The sequence below is a fragment of the Fodinicurvata sediminis DSM 21159 genome (genome assembly GCF_000420625.1).
Classification (GTDB): Bacteria; Pseudomonadota; Alphaproteobacteria; order Kiloniellales; family DSM-21159; genus Fodinicurvata; species Fodinicurvata sediminis.
In genome coordinates, this window is sequence record NZ_ATVH01000011.1 from 101,281 (window position 1) to 125,582 (window position 24,302).

Annotated in this window: 23 protein-coding genes, 1 tRNA gene and 1 pseudogene; 19 read left to right on the forward strand and 6 right to left on the reverse strand. The window is 55.4% G+C overall.

The window, feature by feature from the left end:
• Positions 1-83 precede the first annotated feature (83 nt).
• The 5 genes from rplM (at position 84) to G502_RS0101740 (ending at position 3,634) form a co-directional block, all read left to right on the forward strand.
• Positions 84-545, forward strand: coding sequence for a 50S ribosomal protein L13 (gene rplM / locus G502_RS0101720; protein ID WP_022726933.1), 462 nt, complete (start codon positions 84-86; stop codon positions 543-545).
• Between the two features lie 4 nt (positions 546-549).
• On the forward strand, positions 550-1,035 hold the full coding sequence (gene rpsI, locus G502_RS0101725; protein ID WP_022726934.1) for a 30S ribosomal protein S9: 486 nt from the start codon (positions 550-552) through the stop codon (positions 1,033-1,035).
• 103 nt (positions 1,036-1,138) lie between these two features.
• Positions 1,139-2,182, forward strand: coding sequence for an N-acetyl-gamma-glutamyl-phosphate reductase (gene argC, locus G502_RS0101730; protein WP_022726935.1), 1,044 nt, complete (start codon positions 1,139-1,141; stop codon positions 2,180-2,182).
• Between the two features lie 64 nt (positions 2,183-2,246).
• Entirely contained in the window at positions 2,247-2,762 is a 516-nt protein-coding gene (locus G502_RS0101735) for a gamma carbonic anhydrase family protein (RefSeq protein WP_245560693.1), read from the forward strand.
• 80 nt (positions 2,763-2,842) lie between these two features.
• A complete protein-coding gene (locus G502_RS0101740) occupies positions 2,843-3,634 on the forward strand; it encodes an Hpt domain-containing protein (protein ID WP_022726937.1) in 792 nt (263 codons plus the stop codon).
• A gap of 13 nt (positions 3,635-3,647) precedes the next feature.
• On the opposite strand, the gene G502_RS0101745 is transcribed toward G502_RS0101740, so the two are convergent.
• Together G502_RS0101745 and G502_RS0101750 are read right to left on the reverse strand one after the other, a co-directional pair.
• Positions 3,648-4,136, reverse strand: a complete 489-nt coding sequence (locus G502_RS0101745; protein WP_022726938.1) for a hypothetical protein — start codon at positions 4,134-4,136, stop codon at positions 3,648-3,650.
• Positions 4,137-4,170: 34 nt separating this feature from the next.
• Positions 4,171-5,991: a PHA/PHB synthase family protein gene (locus G502_RS0101750; RefSeq protein WP_022726939.1), complete on the reverse strand. Its 1,821-nt coding sequence runs from the start codon at positions 5,989-5,991 to the stop codon at positions 4,171-4,173.
• A 162-nt stretch (positions 5,992-6,153) separates the two neighbouring features.
• Between G502_RS0101750 and G502_RS0101755 the strand changes: the two genes are divergently transcribed.
• The 8 genes and pseudogenes from G502_RS0101755 (at position 6,154) to G502_RS0101785 (ending at position 14,070) form a co-directional block, all read left to right on the forward strand.
• Positions 6,154-7,053, forward strand: a complete 900-nt coding sequence (locus G502_RS0101755) for an OmpA family protein (RefSeq protein ID WP_022726940.1) — start codon at positions 6,154-6,156, stop codon at positions 7,051-7,053.
• A 133-nt stretch (positions 7,054-7,186) separates the two neighbouring features.
• Positions 7,187-8,479, forward strand: coding sequence for a homoserine dehydrogenase (locus G502_RS0101760; protein WP_022726941.1), 1,293 nt, complete (start codon positions 7,187-7,189; stop codon positions 8,477-8,479).
• A gap of 65 nt (positions 8,480-8,544) precedes the next feature.
• Positions 8,545-9,516: a class II fructose-bisphosphatase gene (gene glpX, locus G502_RS0101765; protein ID WP_022726942.1), complete on the forward strand. Its 972-nt coding sequence runs from the start codon at positions 8,545-8,547 to the stop codon at positions 9,514-9,516.
• A gap of 17 nt (positions 9,517-9,533) precedes the next feature.
• Positions 9,534-11,324, forward strand: coding sequence for a single-stranded-DNA-specific exonuclease RecJ (gene recJ, locus G502_RS0101770; RefSeq protein ID WP_022726943.1), 1,791 nt, complete (start codon positions 9,534-9,536; stop codon positions 11,322-11,324).
• A gap of 45 nt (positions 11,325-11,369) precedes the next feature.
• Positions 11,370-12,122, forward strand: a complete 753-nt coding sequence (locus G502_RS0101775) for a DUF1194 domain-containing protein (RefSeq protein WP_022726944.1) — start codon at positions 11,370-11,372, stop codon at positions 12,120-12,122.
• A 108-nt stretch (positions 12,123-12,230) separates the two neighbouring features.
• Positions 12,231-12,306: transfer RNA gene (locus G502_RS0101780), tRNA-Glu, on the forward strand.
• An 87-nt stretch (positions 12,307-12,393) separates the two neighbouring features.
• A pseudogene (locus tag G502_RS22945) lies at positions 12,394-12,561 on the forward strand (DUF6538 domain-containing protein); the annotation flags it as partial.
• A 30-nt stretch (positions 12,562-12,591) separates the two neighbouring features.
• Positions 12,592-14,070: a site-specific integrase gene (locus tag G502_RS0101785; RefSeq protein ID WP_022726945.1), complete on the forward strand. Its 1,479-nt coding sequence runs from the start codon at positions 12,592-12,594 to the stop codon at positions 14,068-14,070.
• Positions 14,071-14,091: 21 nt separating this feature from the next.
• Here the strand turns inward: G502_RS0101785 and G502_RS0101790 are convergent, their stop codons facing one another.
• Positions 14,092-14,586, reverse strand: coding sequence for a hypothetical protein (locus G502_RS0101790; RefSeq protein WP_022726946.1), 495 nt, complete (start codon positions 14,584-14,586; stop codon positions 14,092-14,094).
• Between the two features lie 126 nt (positions 14,587-14,712).
• On the opposite strand from G502_RS0101790, the gene G502_RS0101795 reads away from it, so the two are divergent.
• The 4 genes from G502_RS0101795 to G502_RS0101810 all read left to right on the forward strand — a co-directional run bounded on the left by G502_RS0101795 (position 14,713) and on the right by G502_RS0101810 (position 18,618).
• The gene (locus G502_RS0101795) at positions 14,713-15,129 is read left to right on the forward strand and encodes a very short patch repair endonuclease (RefSeq protein WP_022726947.1); all 417 of its coding nucleotides are present in this window, start codon (positions 14,713-14,715) and stop codon (positions 15,127-15,129) included.
• Positions 15,129-16,358: a DNA cytosine methyltransferase gene (locus G502_RS0101800; protein WP_022726948.1), complete on the forward strand. Its 1,230-nt coding sequence runs from the start codon at positions 15,129-15,131 to the stop codon at positions 16,356-16,358. The genes G502_RS0101795 and G502_RS0101800 overlap by 1 nt, the downstream gene beginning before the upstream one ends.
• On the forward strand, positions 16,355-16,999 hold the full coding sequence (locus G502_RS18195) for an Eco29kI family restriction endonuclease (RefSeq protein ID WP_022726949.1): 645 nt from the start codon (positions 16,355-16,357) through the stop codon (positions 16,997-16,999). Before G502_RS0101800 ends, G502_RS18195 begins: the two co-directional genes overlap by 4 nt.
• A gap of 173 nt (positions 17,000-17,172) precedes the next feature.
• Positions 17,173-18,618 (forward strand): TrkH family potassium uptake protein, encoded by a 1,446-nt coding sequence (locus G502_RS0101810; protein WP_022726950.1) that lies wholly within the window; start codon positions 17,173-17,175, stop codon positions 18,616-18,618.
• 506 nt (positions 18,619-19,124) lie between these two features.
• Here G502_RS0101810 and G502_RS21830 read toward each other — a convergent pair.
• From G502_RS21830 to G502_RS0101830, 3 genes are all read right to left on the reverse strand, one after another.
• Positions 19,125-20,837: a replication initiation protein gene (locus tag G502_RS21830; RefSeq protein WP_155957772.1), complete on the reverse strand. Its 1,713-nt coding sequence runs from the start codon at positions 20,835-20,837 to the stop codon at positions 19,125-19,127.
• Between the two features lie 665 nt (positions 20,838-21,502).
• Positions 21,503-21,928 (reverse strand): hypothetical protein, encoded by a 426-nt coding sequence (locus tag G502_RS22200; protein ID WP_155957773.1) that lies wholly within the window; start codon positions 21,926-21,928, stop codon positions 21,503-21,505.
• A 42-nt stretch (positions 21,929-21,970) separates the two neighbouring features.
• Entirely contained in the window at positions 21,971-23,254 is a 1,284-nt protein-coding gene (locus G502_RS0101830) for a MobA/MobL family protein (RefSeq protein ID WP_022726955.1), read from the reverse strand.
• Positions 23,255-23,476: 222 nt separating this feature from the next.
• Here G502_RS0101830 and G502_RS0101835 point away from each other — a divergent pair, with 222 nt between their 5' ends.
• Both G502_RS0101835 and G502_RS0101840 read left to right on the forward strand, forming a co-directional pair.
• A complete protein-coding gene (locus G502_RS0101835) occupies positions 23,477-23,806 on the forward strand; it encodes a hypothetical protein (RefSeq protein ID WP_022726956.1) in 330 nt (109 codons plus the stop codon).
• Positions 23,793-24,302 (forward strand): hypothetical protein, encoded by a 510-nt coding sequence (locus tag G502_RS0101840; protein WP_022726957.1) that lies wholly within the window; start codon positions 23,793-23,795, stop codon positions 24,300-24,302. The genes G502_RS0101835 and G502_RS0101840 overlap by 14 nt, the downstream gene beginning before the upstream one ends.

Sequence of the window (24,302 nt, forward strand, 5' to 3'; positions counted from 1 at the left end):
GGAAGTGCACTTAGAAGCCGCATTCGCAAGACAGGCGCGGCCTGTTGCATGATTATCCATCCAGTCCATCAACGAAGGCTGCCATGAAGACCTACTCTGCCAAACCGGCCGAGGTCGAAAAGAAGTGGTTTGTGATCGACGCTGAAGACATTGTCCTGGGGCGGCTTGCAAGCCGTGTGGCCAATATTCTTCGCGGCAAGCACAAGGCGATCTACACACCACACGTCGACACCGGCGACCATGTTATCGTCATCAATGCCGAGAAGGTAAAACTTACCGGCAGGAAATACAGCGACCGCCGCTTCTATTGGCATACCGGCCATCCGGGCGGGATTAAGGATCGCACCATGGGAGAGACCCTGGAAGGGCGCTTTCCGGAGCGCGTGATCTACAAGGCGGTTGAGCGCATGGTTCCAAGTGGACCGCTCGGTCGCGAGCAGCTTCGCAAGCTGCGTGTCTATGCCGGAACCGAGCATCCCCACGAGGCCCAGCAGCCAGAAGTGCTCGACATTGCGGCGATGAATTCCAAGAACAAGAGGGTCTGATCCCATGGCTGAAGAAACCCAGACCTTGACCTCACTGGATCAATTGAGCGAAGGCGCTCCTGCAGCCGTGGAAGAGGTTCAGGCCGAGCCGAAGATTGATGCTCAGGGCCGTTCCTATGCTACTGGCCGACGCAAGAATGCGATTGCCCGTGTATGGATCAAGCCGGGCACCGGCAAGATCACGGTCAACAAGCGCCCCGTGGAAACTTATTTCGCACGTCCGGTCCTGCGCATGCTCCTGAATCAGCCTTTCCAGGTGACGGATCGCTTGGGGCAGTTCGATGTGGTCTGCACAGTTGTTGGTGGTGGCCTTTCCGGTCAAGCAGGTGCTGTGCGCCACGGTATTTCCCGGGCCCTGACCTACTACGAACCCGGGCTGCGTGGCATACTGAAGCAGGGTGGCTTCCTGACCCGTGACAGTCGTGAGGTCGAGCGCAAAAAGTACGGCCGTGCCAAGGCACGCCGCAGCTTCCAGTTCTCCAAGCGCTGAGGCCGTCCCGTTCCGGCTGTTGCCGGAAACAAGCGGAACACGAAAGGGCGGCCCCAAGTGGCCGCTCTTTTTCATTCACAGATAAGAGCAGGACCATAATATCATGAGGGATATTGTTCGTGCCGGCATCCTGGGCGCCAGTGGGTACACAGGTGCCGATCTGGTTCGCCTGCTGTCTACGCATACGGGCGTCTCCATTGACCTGATGACCGCCAATTCCCACGCCGGGAAGCCCATGGCCGAAGTCTACCCCCACCTTGGAGGCCTGGACCTACCAGACCTGGTCAAGTGGGAGGATGCCGACTGGAGCAACCTGGACGTGGTCTTCTGCGGCTTGCCGCATGGCACGACACAGGACATCATTGCCACGCTTCCTGATAAGGTGAAGGTCGTCGACCTGTCCGCCGATTTCCGTCTGAGAAATCCCGAGACCTATGCCGAATGGTATGGACACGAACACCGTGCACCGCATCTCCAGGATTCTGCCGTCTATGGCTTGAGTGAGTTGAACCGGGAAGACATCCATCGTGCCCGGCTGGTCGCGTGCCCCGGTTGCTACCCGACGGCCGTGCTGCTGGCCCTTGTGCCTTTGGCGCAAAGGCGTGCAATACGTTCCGAAGACCTGATCGTCGATGCCAAGTCCGGAGCGACCGGGGCCGGTCGCGCGGTCAAGGAAGCCACCCTGTTTTGTGAAGTGGCGGAGGGATTGCATCCCTACAGCGTCTCCAGGCATCGCCATTCTCCCGAAATCGAACAGGAGGTGGGGGCGGCATTCGGAACTGCCGTGAACGTGAACTTCACGCCACATCTGGTTCCGATGAACCGGGGGGAACTGGTCACCTGTTATGTGAAGCTGGAAGAGGGGATAAAGGTTTCCGACCTACGGGCCGCGCTGGACGAACAGTATCGTGACGAACCCTTCGTTCGTGTCCTTCCGGAAGGCGCCGTGCCAGCAACGCGCCATGTGCGGGGATCGAACTTCTGCTTGATCGGTGTATTTGCCGACCGCATTCCGGGACGTGCCATTGTCATTGCCACGATCGACAATCTGGTGAAGGGTTCCAGCGGGCAGGCGATCCAGAACATGAACCTGATGTTTGGTTTGCCGGAGAGCATGGGCCTGGAGCAGCAGCCACTGTTCCCCTGACCTGATTTTATTGCTTGTGAAAAGGATGGAGTGATCAATGGCAACCATCATCCCTTATAGGGGCATGAGTCCCCGTATAGACCCCGATGCTTTCGTTGCAGAGACCGCGGTTATCATTGGAGATGTCGAAATCGGTCCTGGTTCGTCCATTTGGTATGGCTGCGTCCTGCGGGGTGACGTCAATGCCATTCGTGTGGGGCGCAATACGAACGTGCAGGACGGCACGATCGTTCACTGCAACCATGATCCGGATGGCGATTACCGGCAAACCGGCGGCGGCATGCCAACGCATATCGGGGACAATATCACCATTGGCCACATGGCCCTGATCCATGCCTGCAAGCTGGAGAGTGACTGCTTCATTGGCATGCGTTCAGTTGTCATGGATGATGCCGTGGTGGAAAGCCACGCCATGGTTGCCGCCGGTGCCGTCGTGACGCCAGGCAAGCGCGTTCCGGCCAACGAGTTGTGGGCTGGGACACCTGCCAAACTCCAGCGCCAATTGCGTAAGGAGGAACTGGAGTATTTCGGCTATTCGGCCGATCAGTACGCCAAACTTGCCGCGAGTTATCGCACCTGATTTCATGCACTCGTTAACCGATTGCAAAGACCTGACGCCCTATAATCGGTCGAATAGGAAGATCCAACCGGGTGTCAGGTATGACAGAGGTCAAGGAACGTACGGCAAGAACGATCGCAGCCGATGGATTGGCTGCTCACAAGAGTGAGTTTCTGGCGGACGGGCTGGACGAAATCACGGCCATCGTCCGCGAAATTGGCAAGGTGAATGGCGGTGAGGGATCTCTGCGATCCGTTCTTGAACGTGCTCACCGTCTATCACTCGACCTGAAGGGCAGAGCGGGTAGCCTGAACCTTTCGCTGCTGAGCATTGCTGCGCATCGTCTGGAAGATTACCTGGAAGCCGTGGACGAGCCCTACGAACGGCATCTCAACGATATCGAGATCTATCTGGACGTCCTCACGGAACTTTTGGAAAACCAGGGCATTGGAGGGGAAAGTGCGGCGCATCTTGTTCGCCGCCTGCCACCGCGGCGTGGCTTTGATGCCGAAAACATTGCCGTTTGCGAGATCGAGGTTCTGCTCGTCATGGATCGCGGGGTTGTGCGGCGCATGATCGAGCGCGAAATTGCTGAATGCGGTTATCGCGTCACAGCCGTATCGACACCTTTCCAGGCCCTGGAGATGATCGTCAGAACCCAGCCCGACCTCGTGATCCTTTCGGCCGTTCTGGCGGATCTTACAGGTGTGGACCTGGCCGCTGGCCTGAAGGCAATGCCGCAGACTCGCAACACCGGAATGGCCTTGATCACTTCGTATGATCGAGATCACGAAAGTCTGAAGTACCTGCCGCCGACAGTCCCGATCATACGCAAGGGCAATTCCTTTGCGGATGATCTGACCACAGCACTGAGCGATCAGTTCATTATCTAAGCAAGTTCAGGCATCACGGTGCGCCCAGACTGCCCACAAGGGAGCCAAAGGGTCCGAGCCTTTCTCCTATGGCTTGCCAGTCCGTTGCCTGCTTGTCTTTCAGAATGTCGGGCAATGGGCGCTGGTCCACCTGTATGTCAGCCAGAAGTTCGTTGCGCGTGATCGTGCCACTGTCATCCTCGTCATAACTCTGGATCAGGTCATCCAGATCCAGGGAATTGGCAATGGAGCGCGCGATGGACAACTTTGTCCTGTCTTTCCCCGACAAGCCATCCGCCTTCCATTCCGCCCAGGCATTCATGTCAGAACGCAGGTCCTTCAGTTCTATCCTGTCCAGCTGATCATCACCGTTCCGGTCCGCATAATTCCAGCCATGATCTATGCATTCCTCGGCCGGGGCTTCTTCGCAGAGCCATCCGCCCGTTTGGACCATTTCATCGAAAGCGATCGGGTCATTTGCAAAGGCCACGAAAGGCAGGAAAGTGGCCAGAGTAAAAGCCATACTGGTGCCCAGGGGACGCCAGTATGGCCAGCAGTTAATGTGCCTTGACGCGAACATAGGATCCTGGTGCCTCCTCAATGGGCTTCAGCTTTCCGTCGCCTGGTTTCCGCGCAGGCGTTTTCTTCGGGCCACTCTTGCGTGCTATCCACCTGTACCATTCCGGCCACCAGGACCCCGGATGCTCCTCGGCATTCTTCAGCCAGGTGTCCGGGTCCTTGGGATTGCGGCTGTTGGTCCAGTAACAGTACTTTCCGGAAGACGGCGGATTTATGACACCAGCAATGTGTCCTGAAGCGGCCAGAACGAATTTGACCGATCCCTTGGCATACTGGGTCAGGGCATAGGTGCCTTTCCAAGGGGCAATGTGGTCCTCTTTCGCAGACAGCATGAAACTGGGTGTCTCGATCTTGCGCAGGTCGATGGGTACCCCCTTCAATGTAATGCCCCCCGGCTCGATCAGCTTATTCTCCTGGTACATGCGTCGCAGGTAGAAGGAATGCATGGCTGCCGGCATGCGCGTTGAGTCGCTGTTCCAGTACAAGAGGTCGAAGGGGAAGGGATCCTTGCCAAGCAGGTAGTTGTTCACGACGAACGACCATATCAGGTCATTGGCGCGCAACATGTTGAAGGTGGTCGCCATGGCAGAGCCTTCCAGGTAGCCCTGCTTTTCCATCTTCTCTTCCAGCGCACTGATTTGGGTTTCGTCTATGAATACACCCAATTCACCGGCTTCCGAAAAGTCGGTCATGGCCGTGAAGAAAGTAGCCGACTTGATATGCGCTGGGTCGGGTCCGGGATCCTGAGGCTTCTTTGCATAAAGATAGGCAAGGGCGGACGCGAGCATGGTTCCTCCCAAGCAATAGCCGATGACATTCACATCCTGTTCGCCAGTTGCCTGGGTAACTGCATCATACGCTTCGAAGAAGCCTTGGCTCATGTAGTCCTCGAAGCTCTTCTGCGCCAGCTTCTCGTCAGGATTGACCCATGAGATAACGAATACGGTCAGACCTTGTTCCGTGGCCCACTTCACGAAGGAATTCTTCTCGCGCAGGTCTAGGATATAGTACTTGTTGATCCAGGGTGGGATGATCAGGAGCGGCACCTTGTGGACAGTCTCGGTCGTCGGCTCGTATTGGATCAGCTGCATCAATTCGTTCTGGTAGACGACTTTCCCTGGCGTGATGGCTATGTTGTCGCCCACTTCGAAGGCATCGTGGTCGGTCATGCTGATCTTCAGCTGGCCTTTGCCGCGTTCCAGGTCGTCCAGCAGGTTCTGCAGTCCGTTCACAAGATTCTCGCCGCCGCTTTCCAGTGTGGCGCGCAGCACCTGGGGATTTGTCATCAGGAAGTTGCTTGGAGCCAGGGCGTCGACAAACTGCTTTGTGTAGAAATCGACTTTCTGGACTGTCTTGTCATCGAGTCCCTCGACCTCACGGACCTGATCCTGGATCCAGCGCGCGGTGAGCAGATAGGACTGCTTGATGAAATCGAAGAGCTGGTTGTCCTCCCATGCTTCATCCTTGAAACGCCTGTCTCCCCGCTCGGGGGTCACAATCGGCTCGCTTTCCTGACCCATCATTCTCTGGGCCGTGACATGCCAAAGCTGCATATACTGCTGCCAGAGTTCCATCTGCGCTTCGGCAAGCTTGCCAGGATCCGACATCATGCGTGCTGTCATGTCGAAGAAGGCTTGGCCAATGTTTAGCGGATCGATCTGAGAGTTTGGTGTCTGTTCAGCCTGACGCTGCAGGAAATCGTTCACCAGTTTGCTGCTGCGCTCGGCAATCTCTGCCATGTTTTTGTTCATCTCTATCGGATCGGGTAGCTTGACCTGATCCTCCGTCTGTTCGGTCATGCTGTGGCCTCCTTGATCGTTACCGGATTACCTGAGCCATAAATGTGTACGAGTAGGCGCCAAGGCCAGGAATGATTTTTGCGACTCACCTTGCTCTTACCTGTTCATCAGGGTAACAAATTCCTAAGGTTTTGCAGGCGCCCGCAAAGAACAGGAGCTGACATGCGTCGAGACAATGCAGATTCCCTGACGCAGGGCCTTTCAGTCAGGATGCCGACTATCCTGGCCGGGACTTTCTTCAAAAAGCTGCCCTTGTTTGCAAGCCTGCCACTTCTTGTAGCCTGCAACAGTCTTGAACCCACTTACAACGAGTTCTTCGGGGAAGAGCCCATGCCGGAAAGGGTTCAAGTCGATGAACAGGAACTTGAAGGCGGCAGTACGCCAAACCTGTCGACAGTTCCCATGCAACGTCCCTCGCCAACACCCGCGGAGGAGCGTGAACGTCTGCGGCGCAGCCTGCAGGACGACCACAGTCGCACCACCCAACAGCAGCAAGAGCCGGCCGAGGAACTGGATGCCCCCAGCGGTGAACGTACTGATGGTGACGACCGTACATCACTGCTGGATGAAACGGCGCAGAGCTACCTGGCTATTGCGACAGAAAATGAAGGGGCTTTGTTCACCGGTCTGCAGTTGGCCCAGATCACGATCAACCAGGATGTTGTCTCTGACAGCGGGACTTACAACCCTTCCTATTCTGCCGGGAATAGGGAACTGGCCGGCGTGATCTACTTCCGGCATGGTTCGAATGCCTTGGACAGTCGCGACAGGGGAATCATTTCCGAGATTGCGCGTGTTGCAGAACGTCGGGGCGCAAGTGTCCAGGTGGTTGGCCATGCCTCGGCACATACTCCGACCATGGATCAGGAGCGTTTTGAACGCGTTAACCAGGCCATGTCCCGACAGCGAGCTGAAGCTGTGGTTGATGCCTTGCGGCAGGCAGGCCTGGAACAGGGGCGTATACGGATGGAGGCGCTGGGTGTGAGCGGGCGCGTTTATGCGGAATTCATGCCGACCGGTGAAGCCGGCAACAGAAGGGTGGAGATTTTCCTTCTGTATTGAGAAAAGGGCGGACCATCTCCTTCTGGCGTAAACGGTGTCTTGTATGTGATCCCTGCCGACGGTCGGGAGTCACCCTTGGTACATTGCGTCAGTATCAGACGATTTATGAATTTAGAGCGCGAAAGTTGGTATTGTGACAACATCACTGAAACTCGGTATTGCAGGTTTGGGGACTGTCGGCAGCGGCGTGGTCCGGCTTATCGAAGAGAACGGATCGCTTCTTGCGGAACGCACGGGCCGCCCCTTGGTCGTTTCGGCTGTATCCGCACGTGACCGGCGTAAGGAGCGCGGTCTGAACCTTGAAGGCGTGCGCTGGTACGAGGATTCGCTGGCCATGGCGGCCGATGCGGAACTGGATATCATCGTCGAACTCATTGGCGGTTCTGATGGCGTGGCTCTCGATCTTGTGAAAACGGCACTGGACCAGGGAAAATCGGTCGTGACGGCGAACAAGGCCATGATGGCGCATCATGGAACCGAGTTGGCTCGGCTGGCTGAAAGCAAGGGCGTGGTGCTTTCTTATGAAGCAGCAGTTGCCGGGGGTATACCCGCGATCAAGGTCCTGCGGGAAGGCTTGGCCGCAAATCAGTTCGTGCGGATCCACGGTATCCTGAATGGAACCTGCAACTACATTCTCAGCACCATGCGCGACACGGGGCGCGAATTCGGGGAAGTGCTCGCGGAGGCTCAGAAATTGGGCTATGCCGAGGCTGATCCTAGCTTTGACATTGACGGTGTTGACGCGGCCCACAAACTGGCCTTGCTGACGGCATTGGCTTTCGGCACTGAGGTGGATTTCGATTCGATCCTGATGGAGGGTATCCGCAACATTTCCTCCATGGACATTGCCTATGCCGAAGAACTTGGTTATCGCATAAAGCTTCTGGGAATGGCGCGCCGCAAGAATGGTCAGATCGAGCAGCGGGTTCATCCCTGCATGGTTCCCTTGGACAATCCCCTGTCACGCGTTGACGGGGTCTACAATGCCGTGTTGGCAGAGGGCGATTTTTCCGGCCCAATCATGATCGAGGGAGCTGGAGCTGGCGAAAGCCCGACCGCGTCTGCCGTTGTGGCAGATCTGATGGACATTGCACGCGGGCTGAAACTGCCGCCCTTCGCGGTTGCGGCCGACAGGCTGGAGCGGGCAGAACCATTGGAGAGTGAGGCGCATTTCGGCGCCTATTTCCTGCGCCTTCTGGTGGTCGATAAACCGGGGGTCATTGCGGATGTTGCAACGGCCCTGCGTGACGAGGAAATATCTGTCGAGGCGCTCCTTCAGCGCGGGCGTGCTCCCGGAGAGGCCGTCCCCCTTGTTATCGTTACGCACGAGACAGGGGAGGCACAGGTTCTGCGTACCTTGCGCCGCATTGAAGAGTTGGACAGCTGCCTTCAGGAACCGCGTTTCATCCGCATCGAAAACAGCTGATGACATCAGAGAATAGTTGAGCCCCGGGGGAATGGAAAATGTCTGAGACGGATAGCAAGAGCGTAATGGACCGAAATCTCGCCCTCGAGGTCGTTCGGGTCACGGAGTTGGCCGCTCTGGCCGCATCGAAGCTGATGGGGCGTGGAGATGAAAAAGCAGCCGACATGCAAGCGGTGAACGCCATGCGGGCCGGTCTGAATTCCATGACCATCGATGGAACGGTGGTGATTGGTGAGGGCGAACGCGACGAAGCTCCCATGCTCTATATTGGTGAAAAGGTGGGGGCAGGCGGGCCACGAGTCGATATTGCCTTGGATCCGCTCGAGGGCACGACAATAACGGCCAAGGGAGGGCCCAACGCCCTGACGGTTGTTGCCATGGCGGAAGAGGGCGGCTTTCTGAATGCGCCGGACGTCTATATGGACAAGATTGCCGTTGGCGGAGGCCTGCCGGAGGACCTGGTGGACCTGGATGCCACGCCGGCCGAGAACCTGAAGGAACTGGCCAAGGCCAAGCAGATGGATGTGGACGACCTTGTGGTTTGCATTCTTGACCGGCCTCGCCACAGCGAACTGATTGCGAAAGTCCGCGAAGCGGGGGCGCGAATCATGCTGATCGGAGATGGCGATGTCTCCGGCGTAATAGCCACCAGCCAGGCCGAAAGCGGTGTGGATGCCTATATGGGCAGCGGAGGTGCTCCGGAGGGGGTTCTGGCCGCAGCGGCCCTGCGTTGTATCGGCGGACAGTTTCAGGGACGCCTGACGTTCCGCAATGACGACGAGCGCGCGCGCGCAAAACGCTGGGGCATTACCGACATGGATCGCAAGTACAACCTTGATGATCTTGCTGGCGGGGAAGTCATGTTTGCGGCGACAGGTGTTACCGATGGGTCCATGCTACGCGGTGTGCGCCGCCAACCCGGTGGCGCGATTACGCACTCCTTGGTCATGCGTTCCAAGAGTGGAACCATCCGTTTTGTTGAAACGCGTCACAATTTCACCCGCAAGACCTGGTACGAGACAATGGCTGGACTCTGACACTAAACGAGGCGACGTTGCAGGAAACGGAAAGTGAATGCTTACTGGGCGTGGAGCGTTCCTGTACCGGAAAGCGCTGGCTTCTACGAACCTGCGACGAGCGTCTGTCATTGGCTTTAAGCCAGCGGCTGGGGTTGCCTGACACCATCGGACGGATACTCTCCTCGCGTGGTGTCGATATGGATCAGGCAGAAAGCTTTCTATCGCCCACACTCAAGGAATTGATTCCGGATCCACTCTGCCTGAAGGATATGGACAAGGCGGTCGATGTCCTCGCTTTGGCCATTGAGAAGCAACGTCCACTTGCGGTTTTCGGCGATTATGATGTCGATGGCGCAACTTCGAGCTCCTTGCTGAAGCTGTTCCTCCAGGCCATTGGGGTTCCTCTAGAGGTTTATATTCCCGATCGGATTCGCGAGGGGTATGGTCCGAATCCGGCTGCCATGCATGCCTTGGCCAGCAAGGGCATAGAGCTTCTGGTAACGGTTGACTGCGGTATATCGGCTCATGATGCCTTGCAGACGGCGTCGGAGCAGGGACTCGATGTGATCGTTGTTGATCATCACGTGGCTGAAACCAGATTGCCCCCCGCTCAGGCCGTGGTGAATCCGAATCGCCTGGATGACGAGAGTGGACTGGGGCATCTGGCAGCTGTAGGGGTGACTTTTCTGTTGCTGGTTGCCCTGAACAGGGCTTTGAGAGAGCGCAACTGGTATGCAGACCAGGGGGTTCGTGAACCAAATCTGATGCAACTTCTGGATCTTGTTGCTCTTGGGACTGTCTGTGATGTTGTTCCTCTGATTGGTCTGAACAGGGCTTTCGTCACACAGGGACTCAAGGTCCTGGCGCAACGAAGAAATCACGGTCTGCAGGCGCTTTCGGATGTCTCTCGTGTGGATGAAATGCCCAGTGCCTATCATCTGGGATTCATCCTCGGGCCGCGCGTCAATGCGGGGGGGCGCGTTGGAGAGGCTGCGTTGGGGACTGAACTTCTGACGTCTCTCGATACAGGAACGGCTCGTGAGCTGGCACAGCGCCTGGATGAGTACAACAATGAACGCCGCGAAATTGAGGCCGAAGTTCTTGAACAGGCAATTCAGCAGGTGGAAGGGCAGGACGGGCCTGGAGATCTAGTGATCGCTGTGGGGCAGGGTTGGCATCCCGGCGTTATCGGGATCGTCGCCAGCCGGCTGAAAGAGCGGTTTGATCGTCCTTCCATCGTCATATCGATCGATGATGAAGGTGTCGGCAAGGGCTCGGGGCGCTCGGTTCCCGGCGTCGATCTGGGGTCCGTGGTGTTGGCTGCCAGGCAGAAAGGGCTTCTGATCAATGGCGGCGGTCATGCAATGGCGGCTGGCTTGACGGTTGCGCAAGATCAGTTGCAAGCATTGCAGAATTTCATGAGCGAACGTGTCAGCCAGACTCTTTCAGGTTTGGCATATCAGCCAACGCTTCGCCTGGATGGCACTTTGCAGTACCAGGCCGGGCACTATGCTTTCTATCAATCCCTCGAGCGGTTGGCTCCATACGGCACAGGAAATCCGGAACCCAGATTTGCCGTACCAAATGTGCAGATTTTACGCTCAGATGTTGTCGGAGTTGATCATCTGCGTGTTTTTGCCCGTACCGAAACAGGGGAAAGGTTGAAGGGAATTGCTTTCCGTTCCGTGGGGCGTCCGCTTGGCGATCTGTTGCAGTCGGCGAAGGACTTCCCGATTCATCTTGCGGGTAAACTGCGTCGAGACAGCTGGGCAGGGCCTGAGGCCCTGCAACTGCATATTGAGGATGCAGCACGGATTGCGTTCTAGCGGATTTGTTCCCCGAGGTTTCGGGTCACCCTTCGAGTCCACGACATGAAAACATGGCCACACCTTTTCTGGCTTCTCGCTTTTCTGCTTCTCGCGCCCTTGATGGCAGCTGAGGAGTTGAATGCGACGCAACAGGTCGACCTGCAGCTTCTGCTGGCCGTGGATTCTTCGTCCAGTATCGATGCCAGGGAATTCGATTTGCAGATGCGGGGTTACGCCGAGGCCTTCCGCAGCAAGGAAGTGCAGAACGCGATTCGCGGGGTCGGTGATCTTGGTGTCGCTGTTGCGATGGTACACTGGGCCGGCGAGGACGAACAGGTTATCGCCCAGGACTGGCAGCTGCTCGTTGGGGCTGAGGATTCCGTGGCCTTTGCCGACCAGTTGGACCAGACTCCACGTTACGTTCGACGGGGCAGCACAGCCATCGGCAACATGTTTGCATTTGCACATGCCATGGTGAAGGCAGCGCCGTATGCAGGCCGGCGACAAGTGATCGATGTCTCAGGGGATGGTGAGTCCAATAAAGGGATACCGGTTGCGCGTGGGCGCGCCTCCCTACTTGAGCAGCGCATCACGATAAATGGATTGGCGATCCTCAATGAGGAGCCAGCGCTTGATATCTATTACCAGCAGCACGTCATTGGGGGGGCAGGCGCCTTCCTCATCTCGTCTCCTGGATTCGAAGAATTCGGGGATGCGATTCGGCAGAAGATTCTGCGTGAACTCGAAGGGGCACCGCTTTCCATGGATGAATCCGATGAGTCCGGTCCTCGTGTGCAATTCTCCCAGCACAAATGAGTAACTGGAGCAGGAAAAGGAAAAGAGCAGGAGTGAAAAATAATGAAAACGCTCCGCAGGGGGTTGCTTTTGCCTGCCTGTAAAGTTATCTCACCAACCGTCCACGGCGTCCCCATCGTCTAGCGGTCTAGGACATCAGCCTTTCACGCTGAAGACACGGGTTCGAGTCCCGTTGGGGACACCATTCCAATAAGTGCTTGATATCACTGCACTTTTTAGCTCTCAAGCGGCTACTGTACACCTAAATGTACACCTTAGCGTAGAGGGCTAAATGCACGTAACTCGGACGGAATCCGGCAGCTGGTTATTTCAGCGTCGGATTCCGCTCCCTCTTCAAATAATTCTCGGCAAATCACCGCTTCGGCTAGCTTTACCCGCCGTTAATGCGTCGCATGCAAAAAAGCTTGCGAGACGGCTTTCTGCCGTTTTCGACGAGCTTTGTGATGAGCTGATGGGTAGAAGAGGGGACATGGATAAAACCGAGGTTGAGCAGCTACGTGAAGAGATTCGGGCTGAGATGCGGTCATATTTACGCAAAGAACTGCGCGGAATTCTCGAGCGCTCCGGCGTCGATGTGTCTAAAGATTCTCCGGAATATCAAGATGTTATGGAAATGAGCGGTGAGATCGCTGCAAAGTCGGAAGACCGTTTCTATCAGCATTATAGCGAGATGCTCCGACGCCGACCTTATCGGATTCCGTTTCATATTCAGCAAGAACTCAGTGATCTGCGTCAGCCCGGCGCAGCGGAGCGGGCGCTATATGAAACACAGGAGAATATCAAGGCGATGCATGCAGGTCTTGTAGACCGCATGAAAGATGAAATTGCCGAGATTCCTGCGCCTTCTGGCGGCAGAGGGCAGGAAGAGAAAGAGTCTGTGCCGCTCCTTTCTGAAGCGCTTGAAGAGTATTATGCATATCAACGTGTGCAGCTTAATAACAGCAAGTATATTCGCTACGACGCTCCAAAAGCTTTGAGTGCTTTTCTAGAAATCTGCGGCGACCGCCCCCTTGATGATTATTATGTTGCGGATTTGCGTGAATATGTGAAAGCATTAGCGCATCTTCCGGCCAATTATCAGAAGATTCGTTCTTTTCGCGGCTTGAGCATTGCGGAAACATCGAAGAAGAATGCGTCAATGAAGAGGCCGTATCAGACGATTTCCACTTCTACGATAGGTCGTTCGTATAAGAATCCAGTGATCACGGCATTCAAGTATATGCTGCCGCAACATCGCTTGCCGCCAGTGTTCGACGGACTATCTGTCAGGCCGCCAAAATCGGCTCGGCAGTCGCCAAAACGCTCGGCCCTGACTCCGGCTGAGATCGTGCAAATCCTGTCATACACAGTCGATCACGCGAAGCGGCGGGACGATATGTGGATGATGATCTTAGGTGTCTTCACTGGCGCTCGGATCGGAGAATTGGCATATCTCCAACCGCGCGATCTCAAGCTCTCAGAAGAGGGTGGCAGCTATTATCTGTATCTGTCGACGCTGATTACAGTGCATGATTCCGAAGAAGAACGGCAGCTCAAGACGGCACAATCCGTGCGGCGGATCCCGATACATCAGACTCTCGTTGATGCGGGATTCATCGACATGGTGAAGCGGCGGAAGAAGTCGAACTGGCTGTTTCCACATCTGCATAAGCAGATCAAGGATCCAGCGGCCACAGCGAGCAAGCGAATGGCTCGCCTCCTTGATGGCGCAGGGATTCCAAAGGGTCAGCAGAAGGTCTTTCACTCATTACGGCACAGCGCGAAGGATTGGCTGCGTCAGCATCTCGATCGGCGCGATGTAGACGTGATTCTCGGACATGCCCATGAGAGCGTAGCCGAAGAGTATGGACCCGACGGGATTCCGGAAGACCGCATGCATCTCATGAGAGATGCGCCGCTTCCGAAGAAGATTGCCGAAGTCTGGCCACCACTGAAGCCGCTCAGGTGATCTTCGAGCCGCTATTGTTGGCTATGGTTCTGTGCTGCTGGCGGGCGGGATGAGTTCTAGTTCAAGGCCGTCCAACTCGTTCCTGAGCCTTTCGCAGCTCCAGTTACCTTCAACGGCTTGGGTAACTTTGTTCTGGTATTCTTTATAATTTTCACACAATTGCTTGAGCTCTGCTTGTCTTCCCGTATTTTTTGAATATATGCCAAGAGCCAAGATAAAAAGAGCTGTATAGTGATCATACCTGAGAGATTTGTATGATTTTGGTAGGCCACACTCGCTCACTTTTTGATCGAAGTCTTTTATTGTGATGAAATTTGAGACAATTGATACAAATGGTTGATCGTGAATGTCTTCAAATCCGCTGGAAATATTTACTTGTAATCCATCTATCATATCGTAATATTCAATTTTCTCCTCAAGACATTCATATATCCTGTTCCCTCGTTTTGTGTCCTCCAGTCCCTCATCTTCAATAATCCGATTTAGGATAGTTACTAGTTCCGGGCTTGCCGTCATTGTACTTCCTAACGTCGCACTACCATTTTGAATTGTGTGTAAAGCTTATCACAAGTAGTGGACGCGGCAAGTATACCCCGGATATACTTAATCTCACTGCCGCTTGCTCAAAAAGGATGTCTCTTCATGGACACTCTATCGCGTGAGGAAAGAAGCAAGCGGATGTCGCGCATTAAAGGCAAGGACACCAAGCCCGAGATGCGCGTGCGCCGCATGGTTCACGCGCTTGGATATCGCTACCGGCTGCATCGAAGGGACTTGCCAGGCTGTCCCGACCTGGTGTTCCCCGGGCGCGGAAAGGTGATTTTCGTGAGCGGGTGCTTCTGGCACCGCCACGAAGGGTGCCATCTCGCGCGCCTTCCGAAGTCACGAGAGGAATTCTGGAAAACGAAGCTGGAAAAGAATCGGGAACGTGATTTACGTAATCAGGAGGCCTTGGAGCGTGATGGCTGGGGCGTGCTGGTCATTTGGGAGTGCGAGACCAAACAAGACGCATCCCTTTCGCGCCGCATAATCGCGTTTCTAGACGGGGAGGACAGCTAATGGACGCGCTTGAATTGTTCGCCGGTGCGGGCGGATTGGCAATGGGGGTATCTCTGGCGGGATTCCGGCCCTTGGGCGTGCTGGAGTGGGATCGCTGGGCGTGTGACACCATTCGAGAGAACCAAGAGCGTGGTTATCCGCTTGTGCAGGATTGGCCCTTGGTGGAAGGGGATGTTCGCCGCTTCGACCTTTCGGGCATCCCGGAAGACATTGATCTGGTTTCCGGTGGTCCGCCCTGTCAGCCCTTCTCAATGGGGGGCAAGCATCGTTCTCACTCGGATCATCGCGACATGTTCCCGGCAACCGCCGACGTGATCCGTCGAGTCAAGCCAAAGGCCTTTGTTGTCGAGAACGTCAAGGGCCTTACGCGGGAATCCTTCGCGAACTACTTTAACTATATCCTCCTTCAGCTTTCGTTCCCGGAGATAGCTCCACGCGACGGAGAGGACTGGATTGAGCACCTTGCTAGGCTAGAGCAGGAGAAGACATCGGGCTGTCACCATGGCTTGACCTATGATGTTGTATTCCGGGTCTTGAACGCCGCCAATTATGGCGTTCCCCAGCGCCGAGAGCGCGTCTTCATCGTTGGTTTTCGGAATGACTTGGGGATTCGCTGGAACTTTCCAACCGAAACGCATTCCCATGAAGCCCTGTTCGTGGATCAGTGGGTCACGGGGGATTATTGGGAACGTCACGAGGTGGCCCGAAAAGAACGCCCGGCGATGAACAGGACGACCGCGAACAAGGTCGAACGTCTACGGTCCAGAAACACGCCTCCCGACATGCTCCCGTGGCAAACGGTGCGTGATGCGCTCGTGGGATTGCCGGACCCCGAGAAATCACGCGGCATTCACCGAGATCATGTCTACCAGAAGGGGGCCCGGTCTTATCCGGGACACACGGGAAGCCCTCAGGACCTTCCCGCAAAAACCTTGAAGGCGGGCGATCATGGCGTTCCCGGCGGGGAAAACATGATGGTGAAGGCGGATGGCAGTGTTCGCTACTTCACGGTTAGAGAGAGCGCACGCCTACAAACATTTCCGGATGGCTACGTCTTTCACGGATCGTGGACAGAGACGATGCGCCAACTAGGCAATGCCGTTCCCGTGACCTTGGCGCATGTCGTTACATCGGCCGTCGCTGAAAAACTCGCCGGATTCCAACTTGAACGACTCGCCAAACGCGACGGATCATCCGTGGATGAAATGACCGTCGCGGGGAACGCATGAGTTCACAAAAGCATTACAACCCTCTTGATAAACGGAATCTCGGCGCGAGTGTCGCGGAGGCTCTTCTAGAACGGGATCCTGTTCGGCTGGATGACCTCGAGTCCTTTGAGGGCGCTGGAGTGTACGCACTTTACTACACTGGCCCATTCGAGCCCTACCGGCCAATGGCCGAGCGTAACAAAGAAGGACGCTTCGAATGGCCCATTTACGTGGGCGAAGCCATGCCCAAGGGCTCGCGTAAAGGGACCGATAATCTGGATGACCCTCCGGGAGCCGTCCTGTTCAAGCGCCTAAAGGACCATCGGAAAAGCATCCAGCAGGCGGAGAATCTGGAGACATGGGACTTCTTCTGCCGGTACCTCAGCGTTGAACAACACTTCATTTCGCTTGGCGAGGCCTTGTTGATCTCCAAATTCGCGCCGCTGTGGAATAAATTCATCGATGGCTTCGGGAATCACAATCCCGGGAAGGGAAGGCATGCCGGTCTTCGGCCAAGGTGGGATGTTTTACATCCCGGGCGCCCATGGACACTCAATCTTCAGGGTCGTCCCGAGACATACGAGCAGATTGTGGCCGAGATCGAAACCCATCTGCGTACGACCCCGATTCCCCGGCATCCCAAAATGATGACAGAGGAATAATCCTCTGCCGTCCAGACGCTGTAAGAGGTGTTGGTAGTGCGGTTATTATCACTCGTGCTGGCTCACGACGGTTGTGCGCCAGCGCCTTCTCCTCGTTCTTCGTTTCTCTTTTAAAACCCGTGACTAGGGTATAGAGCTTCTACTGCTTATGAGCAGATAGCAGAGTAAGGCACATGGACTTTCGCCCGGTCGGTTTCATCCTGGGCTTCCTGATTCTGGCGCTTGCGGGTGCCATGGGAGTGCCAGCCCTGCTGTCTTTGCAGGCTGGAGATGGTGAGTGGTTCGGGTTCCTGGCGTCCTTGGGAACAGCCATATTCCTGGCGGGAATCCTGATCCTCAGCCAGCGTCCCGAGCGGATCGAGTTGAGCCGTCGACAGGCGGTGCTACTGACCTGCCTGGCCTGGTCGATACTCCCTTTGATGGGATCCCTGCCACTGCTCTGGTCCGACTTGGGGCTTTCACCAGCGGATGCTGTCTTTGAAAGCGTCTCCGGCTTGACCACAACGGGCTCCACCGTTCTTTCCGGACTCGACGAGATGGCTCCCAGCTTGCTGCTGTGGCGCTCGATGCTGCAGTGGCTTGGCGGTATCGGTATCATCGCCATGGGCATTGCCATCCTGCCTTTCCTGCGCGTGGGCGGCATGCAGATTTTCCGCATGGAATCCTCGGATCGTTCCGATAAGGTAGTGCCTCGCGCCAATGACTTCGCCAAGCTGCTGATTTCGGTCTATCTCGGCCTCAGCCTTCTCTGCGCAGTGACTTATGCCGCAGCGGGCATGAATGGTTTCGAGGCCATCAACCATGCCATGACGACCATTTCCACGGGCGGTTACTCGACCTCGGATGGCTCTGTGGGGCATTTCCAGCAGCCGCTGATCCAGTGGCTGGGCACTTTGTTTATGTTGGCCGGAGCGTTGCCCTTCGTGCTCTACATTCAGATGTTGCGCGGGCGGCCCTACCTGCTGTACCGGGACAGTCAGGTCCGTACCCTGGTGGCCTTCCTTCTGGGAGTGACACTCCTATTGGCTTTCTGGCTTGTCTTCGCCCAGGGCGTGGGCCTTTTGGACTCCCTTCGATTAGCTGCCTTCAATGTCACCTCGGTGGTCACCACGACCGGCTATGCCACGGATGATTATACACTCTGGGGGCCGTTTGCCGTGGTCGCCTTCTATTTCTTGATCTTCGTTGGTGGCTGTTCCGGGTCGACGGCGGGCGGTTTCAAGATCTATCGCTTGCAGGTGCTGGCACAGCTTTTTTCCATATCCGAGAAGCGCATGATCACGCCGCATGGTGTCTTCTTCGCGCGTTTCGGTGGCAAGCCCATCGACGAAGAAATCATGCATTCCGTGGCAAGTTTCATGATGCTCTTTGTCTCGACAATTGCAGCGCTTGCCATGGCACTGGGCCTCATGGGCCTGGACTTCCAGACGGCCTTTAGTGGCGCGGCCACGGCCGTGGCCAACGTGGGTCCTGGAATCGGGCCAGTTATCGGCCCGGCGGGAAATTTTGCCAGTCTACCCGATGCAGCGAAATGGCTGCTCAGCCTTGGCATGATAATGGGGCGGCTCGAAGTCCTGACCCTGGCCATATTGGTAATGCCTGAATTCTGGCGGCAGTAATCCCTTGAGAACAATTGGTCCGACCGGCTAGGTCGGTCAGAGAAGAGTGAAGGCCCGAGGAAGTATGACAAGAGACGATGCTGAAAATCGGGTTCCCGGAGCGCCACTGTCAGCCCCCTTATGGGGGGGGGAAGTAGCGGTCCCCGATTTTCAGCTCCTTGGATCCTGCAGTGTATATTCTTCTGCATACAATTAATTTTGAGCCTGTAATAGGAGCGGCTGCTCTGAATGTTGGATGTGGGGGTGGGGACGTGACCAAAGGATCCAGGAAAGGCGCTGACAGTCTGGCCGACAATCCGGGAACCCTTGATGCTAATGTCTAACGGACCTCCCAGATACTGATAATAATCCTGAAAGGCCGGTAGTTCAGAAGATGGATTTGCCTTATGAGGCCGTCAGAGCCTTTCTCAGAGGAATTCTGACCATGTGACGGGTGCATGCTCACCGAAGGCAGGGAATTCCTCTCAGCGGCAATTTATGGCCGTTTTCGGTGGGCCGTGTCCCAGCTAAGCCGCATTCTTGGAATTCCGCCATGCCTGATACAGCATCTCTCGACGGCTGGGGGATGTTGGCCGTTTCGGATTCCGATTCAGTGTGATCAGGTTGAAGTCAGGCGGCTTGGGTTTCCCTTCGGCAAAAACTTTGGTTTCATTGTTTCCATGATGTTGGTTTTCAAAGTCGTCTGAGCTGCGCTTCTTTTTAACAGAAGAAGAGCTAATTGCCGGTTCCTCGACTGCCGTTCCTGCTGCGTTCTCAGCAACTGCATCAAGCATGGCTTGCCAATGATTCCGCACTGTCCGTTCACTCTTACCAGAAGCCGCTGCAACAGCTTTCTGAGTCGGTTGTTCACCGTCAGCTTGCAACTGATTGTAAGCCGACATGATTGCATTGAACGTCTTTGAGCGCTTAACTTCAGCTGTCCGCTGCGCTGCCGTGGCCTGCCGCGAATGAAGCTCTTCAGCGGACAGCGTCGGCTTCGCATTGCGTGCTTTATACCAGCTGTATTTTGCTACGCTGGCTGCTGTCTTGCGTGCGTCGGCTTCTGTGCTACCTGTGCGCGCTGCGATTTCGAGCGCAGTAATAATGATCTCAGTATAGAATTCGTCTTCATTGGCTCCAGCAGCGATGCGAGCGGGGGCGATATCGCGAGCGAACAGTCGCAATTCGTTGAAAAGCTGCATAGACGGCTTTTCGGGATCTGTGATCGTGCATGCTGACCGCGCGGGAATGTCTTGATGACTGCTGAACAGCGCTTCGTCTGTCACGCTGAGATCTACATAGCGCGCAAGCTGCGACAGCGAATACGGCTGCTGAGCACCGATGCGGCGTGTCCAAGCAGGGCACAGAGGATTCTTTGTCCGCAGCGGATTACTCAAACCACCAGAGTCAGCCCCGACAGGGGCCAAAGCGTGCGTGAGACCGCGCGAAACTTTATGCCAGAGAGCTTTAAACTCGCTCTTTGCCTTGCCGCAGAACGCGACGGGGTCATGCAGCATATAGAGCAAGTGCGGATGCATCATGCGTCCGTCACGATCAACATAGCCAACAATGATATTCGGATGCGGGATCTTCGCTGCATCGCATGCTGACAGCACAGCGTCTGTGGTCGCGAAATCTGCGTCTAGATCGATTCGGATGAGTCCGCGCATACGCGCATTTGCTGTTATATATTCATCATCGAGCGCTAAGAGTTTTGAATCTCCAGATTCAGATTCAGCTTTCGTGTGCCCGCTTCTCAGCGTGTGCTGGTTACGCTCACTGATGAAAGCCCCAGTTTGACGATCACGCTTAACCCTATGAACGCCAGCCCGCGGCGTATACTGCACAAAAAGTTTCAGTAGCTCATGCTCATCACTGACCAGACCATGATATCTGAAGCGCGGCTGATAATAGCGCGCATCCCCCCCGACAGCGCCGCCTAGCCACAGAAATCCGTATTTTAGTCGACTACGTACGGAATCGTTTTTACTCCGTGCATTCTGAATTGCGAGATCGCGCAGTCCTGCTTTTTCTTCAAGATCGCGGCGTTCATCATGATCACGTGCTGCAAGGGGGTCGATGAACTCGCGTTTGCGACGGCGCTCGCGAGCGCGGCGATCTTCTTTACGTGCGCGATTGCGTTCTGAGTGATGCTTATATTTAGAATCATAATATTCTTGCCAATTTTTGTCGCTTAGAGAATTTTTGTTACTCTTGACTTTGGGATTCGGCGCTGACATGATGACCTCATAAACGATGATGATGTAAAAGCCGCAGGAGGGGTTACCGCCCCGTTGATTGCGGCTTTTACTATTATGCTCGTCCGGATCAGTTGCATACGTCAACTATGACGATCGAAAATTTTTTTAGATCGACTGGCACGTGTCAAAGAATCACCCCGAAATCGCAAAAATCTTTCCTCTTCCTCGCTTGCAACCCGACGCCGTACAATTGAGGAAACCTTAATTGTATGGGAACGGGATCATGAGGATTGCGAGTATTCTGAGATACTGCCGGGCGGTGTCGGCTGTGCTACTGCTGTTGTTGCTGGTGCCAGTGCTGGCGGTCGGTCTGACGCTGCCGTTTGACCATTGGATTATTCCGGCGGCTATAGACGGGGGTAGCTCGGTCGTAGGGGTGATCACAGCGCTCGGGATTGTCCTGCCGTTGGGATTCTTGGCGCTTGGATGGACATTAGTTGTCCGGAATGTTGACCGGATTATTTCGGCTCTGACGTAGCCGAGTTGTCCCCGTTTTCCAGTCTGCCGACAGGTAGACCGTAGCGAAGCGGAGCATTCATTTTCCGCCAGACGCGCCCCCCATTGCGCAAGATGGCGGAAAATGAATGTGTGTAAACGGGGTCAACTCAGTGGCTCTATTGTCACAAAGTCTTATCTCACAGAAGCTATATTTCTGGCCATGGTGATAAGAGTGTGAGGCGGCTTGGTGTTGCTTTTCTGACCTTTTTTTGTGCTTTTTTATCAATATCTTTCATTTCTGAAAATGCAATACCATTATTTTTAGCTCTGGAAATCGTGCTGAGTAATTCTTTGTCCAAATCTAAGAAATTCTGGCTAACCTTTTTTTGATTAGCCGCAATTAGGTCGCTACTTATATCAAGCATCCTTTGGTGGTTATAGCCTGATATTGTTCTTACTGATTCATCGTCTACGCAACAGTACTCAATTCCTCGCACAACTCTTAGCGCTTCGTCGCGCAGATCTCTGAATCGTGTGTAACGCGCGACTACAAGGCCCGTGTAAGTGCCGCTGACAAGCCCCGTAAAAATTCCTATAGCTATCCCTATAGCAATCTCTGTCACAATATCCATTAACATACTGTTCCTCTTTCATAATTGCTGTAATTGCTCCAATTAGGGCCGTCCCATTTCGCGCCGACGTTTTCGTTCCCACGGTGGCACAAATTCGGGCGCAGGTGACAGCTTTTCAGCGTCCCGAGCGCGGACTTTCTTCAGATGCTCCGGTGAGTGAAGAACGGCGGCTTTATGCGCAGTCTGTGACGGCTGTTTGTCGTGGTCGTGCTCGATGCCTCGTAGCTCAAGAGCTGCTGCTAGGCGCTCACGGAATCTCTGGTCTCCGGTCAACTCGACATGCTGCCAACCCTGCTGCCGGGCCTGGTCGGCTAGGGCGGCAATAGCGCGGTCATCTGCGCGGCCGCGAATGATCATGCGCTCCGGTCGCACCCGGATTTCCGAGCCGGATTTGAGCGTGATCACAGCGCTCTTATCGTCGTGCGATACGTCCACGATCTGCCCACCGACCTTGGGCAGGCGGGCAGGGTCAAGGCGCGGCTTTCGGCGGCGATTTCGCATGCCCGGAGCACGGCTGCCGAGTTCGTACCTGATATCCGAAATTTCAGATTCGGCGGCGGTGAGCTCATGGGATTCAGCGCGTAGGGCAAGGCGCGTATCTCGTTGTGCGATGATCTCGGGGAATACCTCGGCATCGTCCGGTGCGTTCTTCCAAGCTTCGACGGCGCGGCGCGAAACGTTCGGTTCGGGTGGGGTGTCGTCGCCGCGCTCTTTGTGCGAGCGGTGATCGACGCGTGTCGAGATCTCATGCTGCTCAAGCCATTGATTCATGCGTGATGACACGGCTGCGCGCATGTCGCGGCCACGATTTTGTGTCCATGGATCATTCGGCAATTTCTTCTTTGCGAAGCCGTCTTCGTTGAGCGCACGTCGGCTCAGAATCACGTGAGCGTGAGGCTGTTCCTGGCCGTCTGAAGCAAGCGGGCAATGAAGATCGATCTGCGCCGCTGCTCCGTCATGCTCAACCCAGGGCCGTGTTACTGAACGCGCAAAATCAAGGCGATCTTCTGGCGGAATCTGTCGCGGAATTGAGAACTCAATTAGCCGTGCGGGCTGACCATCTCTGCGCGTCTCAGCAGTCTGCGCGGCGTTCCAAAGTTTCTCAGGTTCTTGAAGCTCCGGCGAGGCGCCATCGGGGAGCATTATGCAGCCGCCCTCGTGCTCATTTTGCTTGCGTGTGAAGTCAAATGTAGTGGCCGAGCCGTCGCGGAGATCACGCAATTTGCTGCACGCGTTGTATGCGGAAACTTTGCACAAGTTGTCGCCGCGCGAAGGCTGCACTGCGCCGAATTCGACATGAAATAGAGACTCGGGGTGTGCAGACATTGGCGGCTCCTGTTGTGGGGGTCGAGGGGCGAAGCCCCCGCTCGCTGTCGGTGTTACTTGTGCAAGCAAGTCACTCCGACATATAGGCGAGACTAGTTGGTAATCATTAAATCTCTTGCGTCATCTATTGTAAGGTCGGCTCTCATTTTTTTGCAACGGTACCATTGATTTTTTCAAACGAATCTCACCACAATTTAAGTAGAGCAACTAATGAGGTTCGTGATGACGCAAAATTTGTTGACGAATACCGAAAACACTGAAGAGCTGACTAAGAAATTGGAAGTTGCGCGCGAGCGTGAGCGCAAAGCACGTGCACGGGTTTCAAAATTAAAGCGGGAGATGAATGCGATGGATCGCAAACGCGCTGCGCAACAGAAAATCACGATTGGGGCGGCTCTGTTGCGGGCTGCTGAAGCGCTTTCTGCGTCGCAAGTCGAGCAGCTGAAAAAACTGATTCGGCCGCACATCACACGCAAGACAGATATCGAGTGCTTGCGCGGCACTTTGTTTGAGATTCTGGAGGAAACGGGGGGCGATAATGGAACGGGATGACAACTTGAATTTTTTTCAAGCAGGTCACTACGGCATTCGCGAATGGGAGCAAGAGTACCGTGCGGAAAAACGGCGTGCACATCGGCGGGTAGCCGCGTCGCCGCAGGCTCGGATTCTGCGTGGATACATCGCTTATAAAACTTTTACTGAAGAGCCTGACCGCCAGTCGCCCCGCCATCTCGACGATCTCGACATGCTTTTGATTGCCGCTGTGAATGCAGCGACGGTGCAGCAAGCGCTTGAATGGATTGATAAAATCGGCTCGCACATTGGCGTTGTTGTGCAGCGTCGTGAGCTCAAGCTGTTGCGGGAGCGCGGTGAGAAAGTGCTTGCGGAGTATCCGGATCTTAGGAAGCCAGAGCCGGGGCTTCCGCGTGGGATTCGGCTTGCGAGCGATCCGGAGCCGGAAGAAGAGCCGGATTACAGCGAGACCGCTGATATCGACTTAGACAGCATCGATTTTGACGACAGCGCGCCGCCGCGCGCGGGGCGGTGA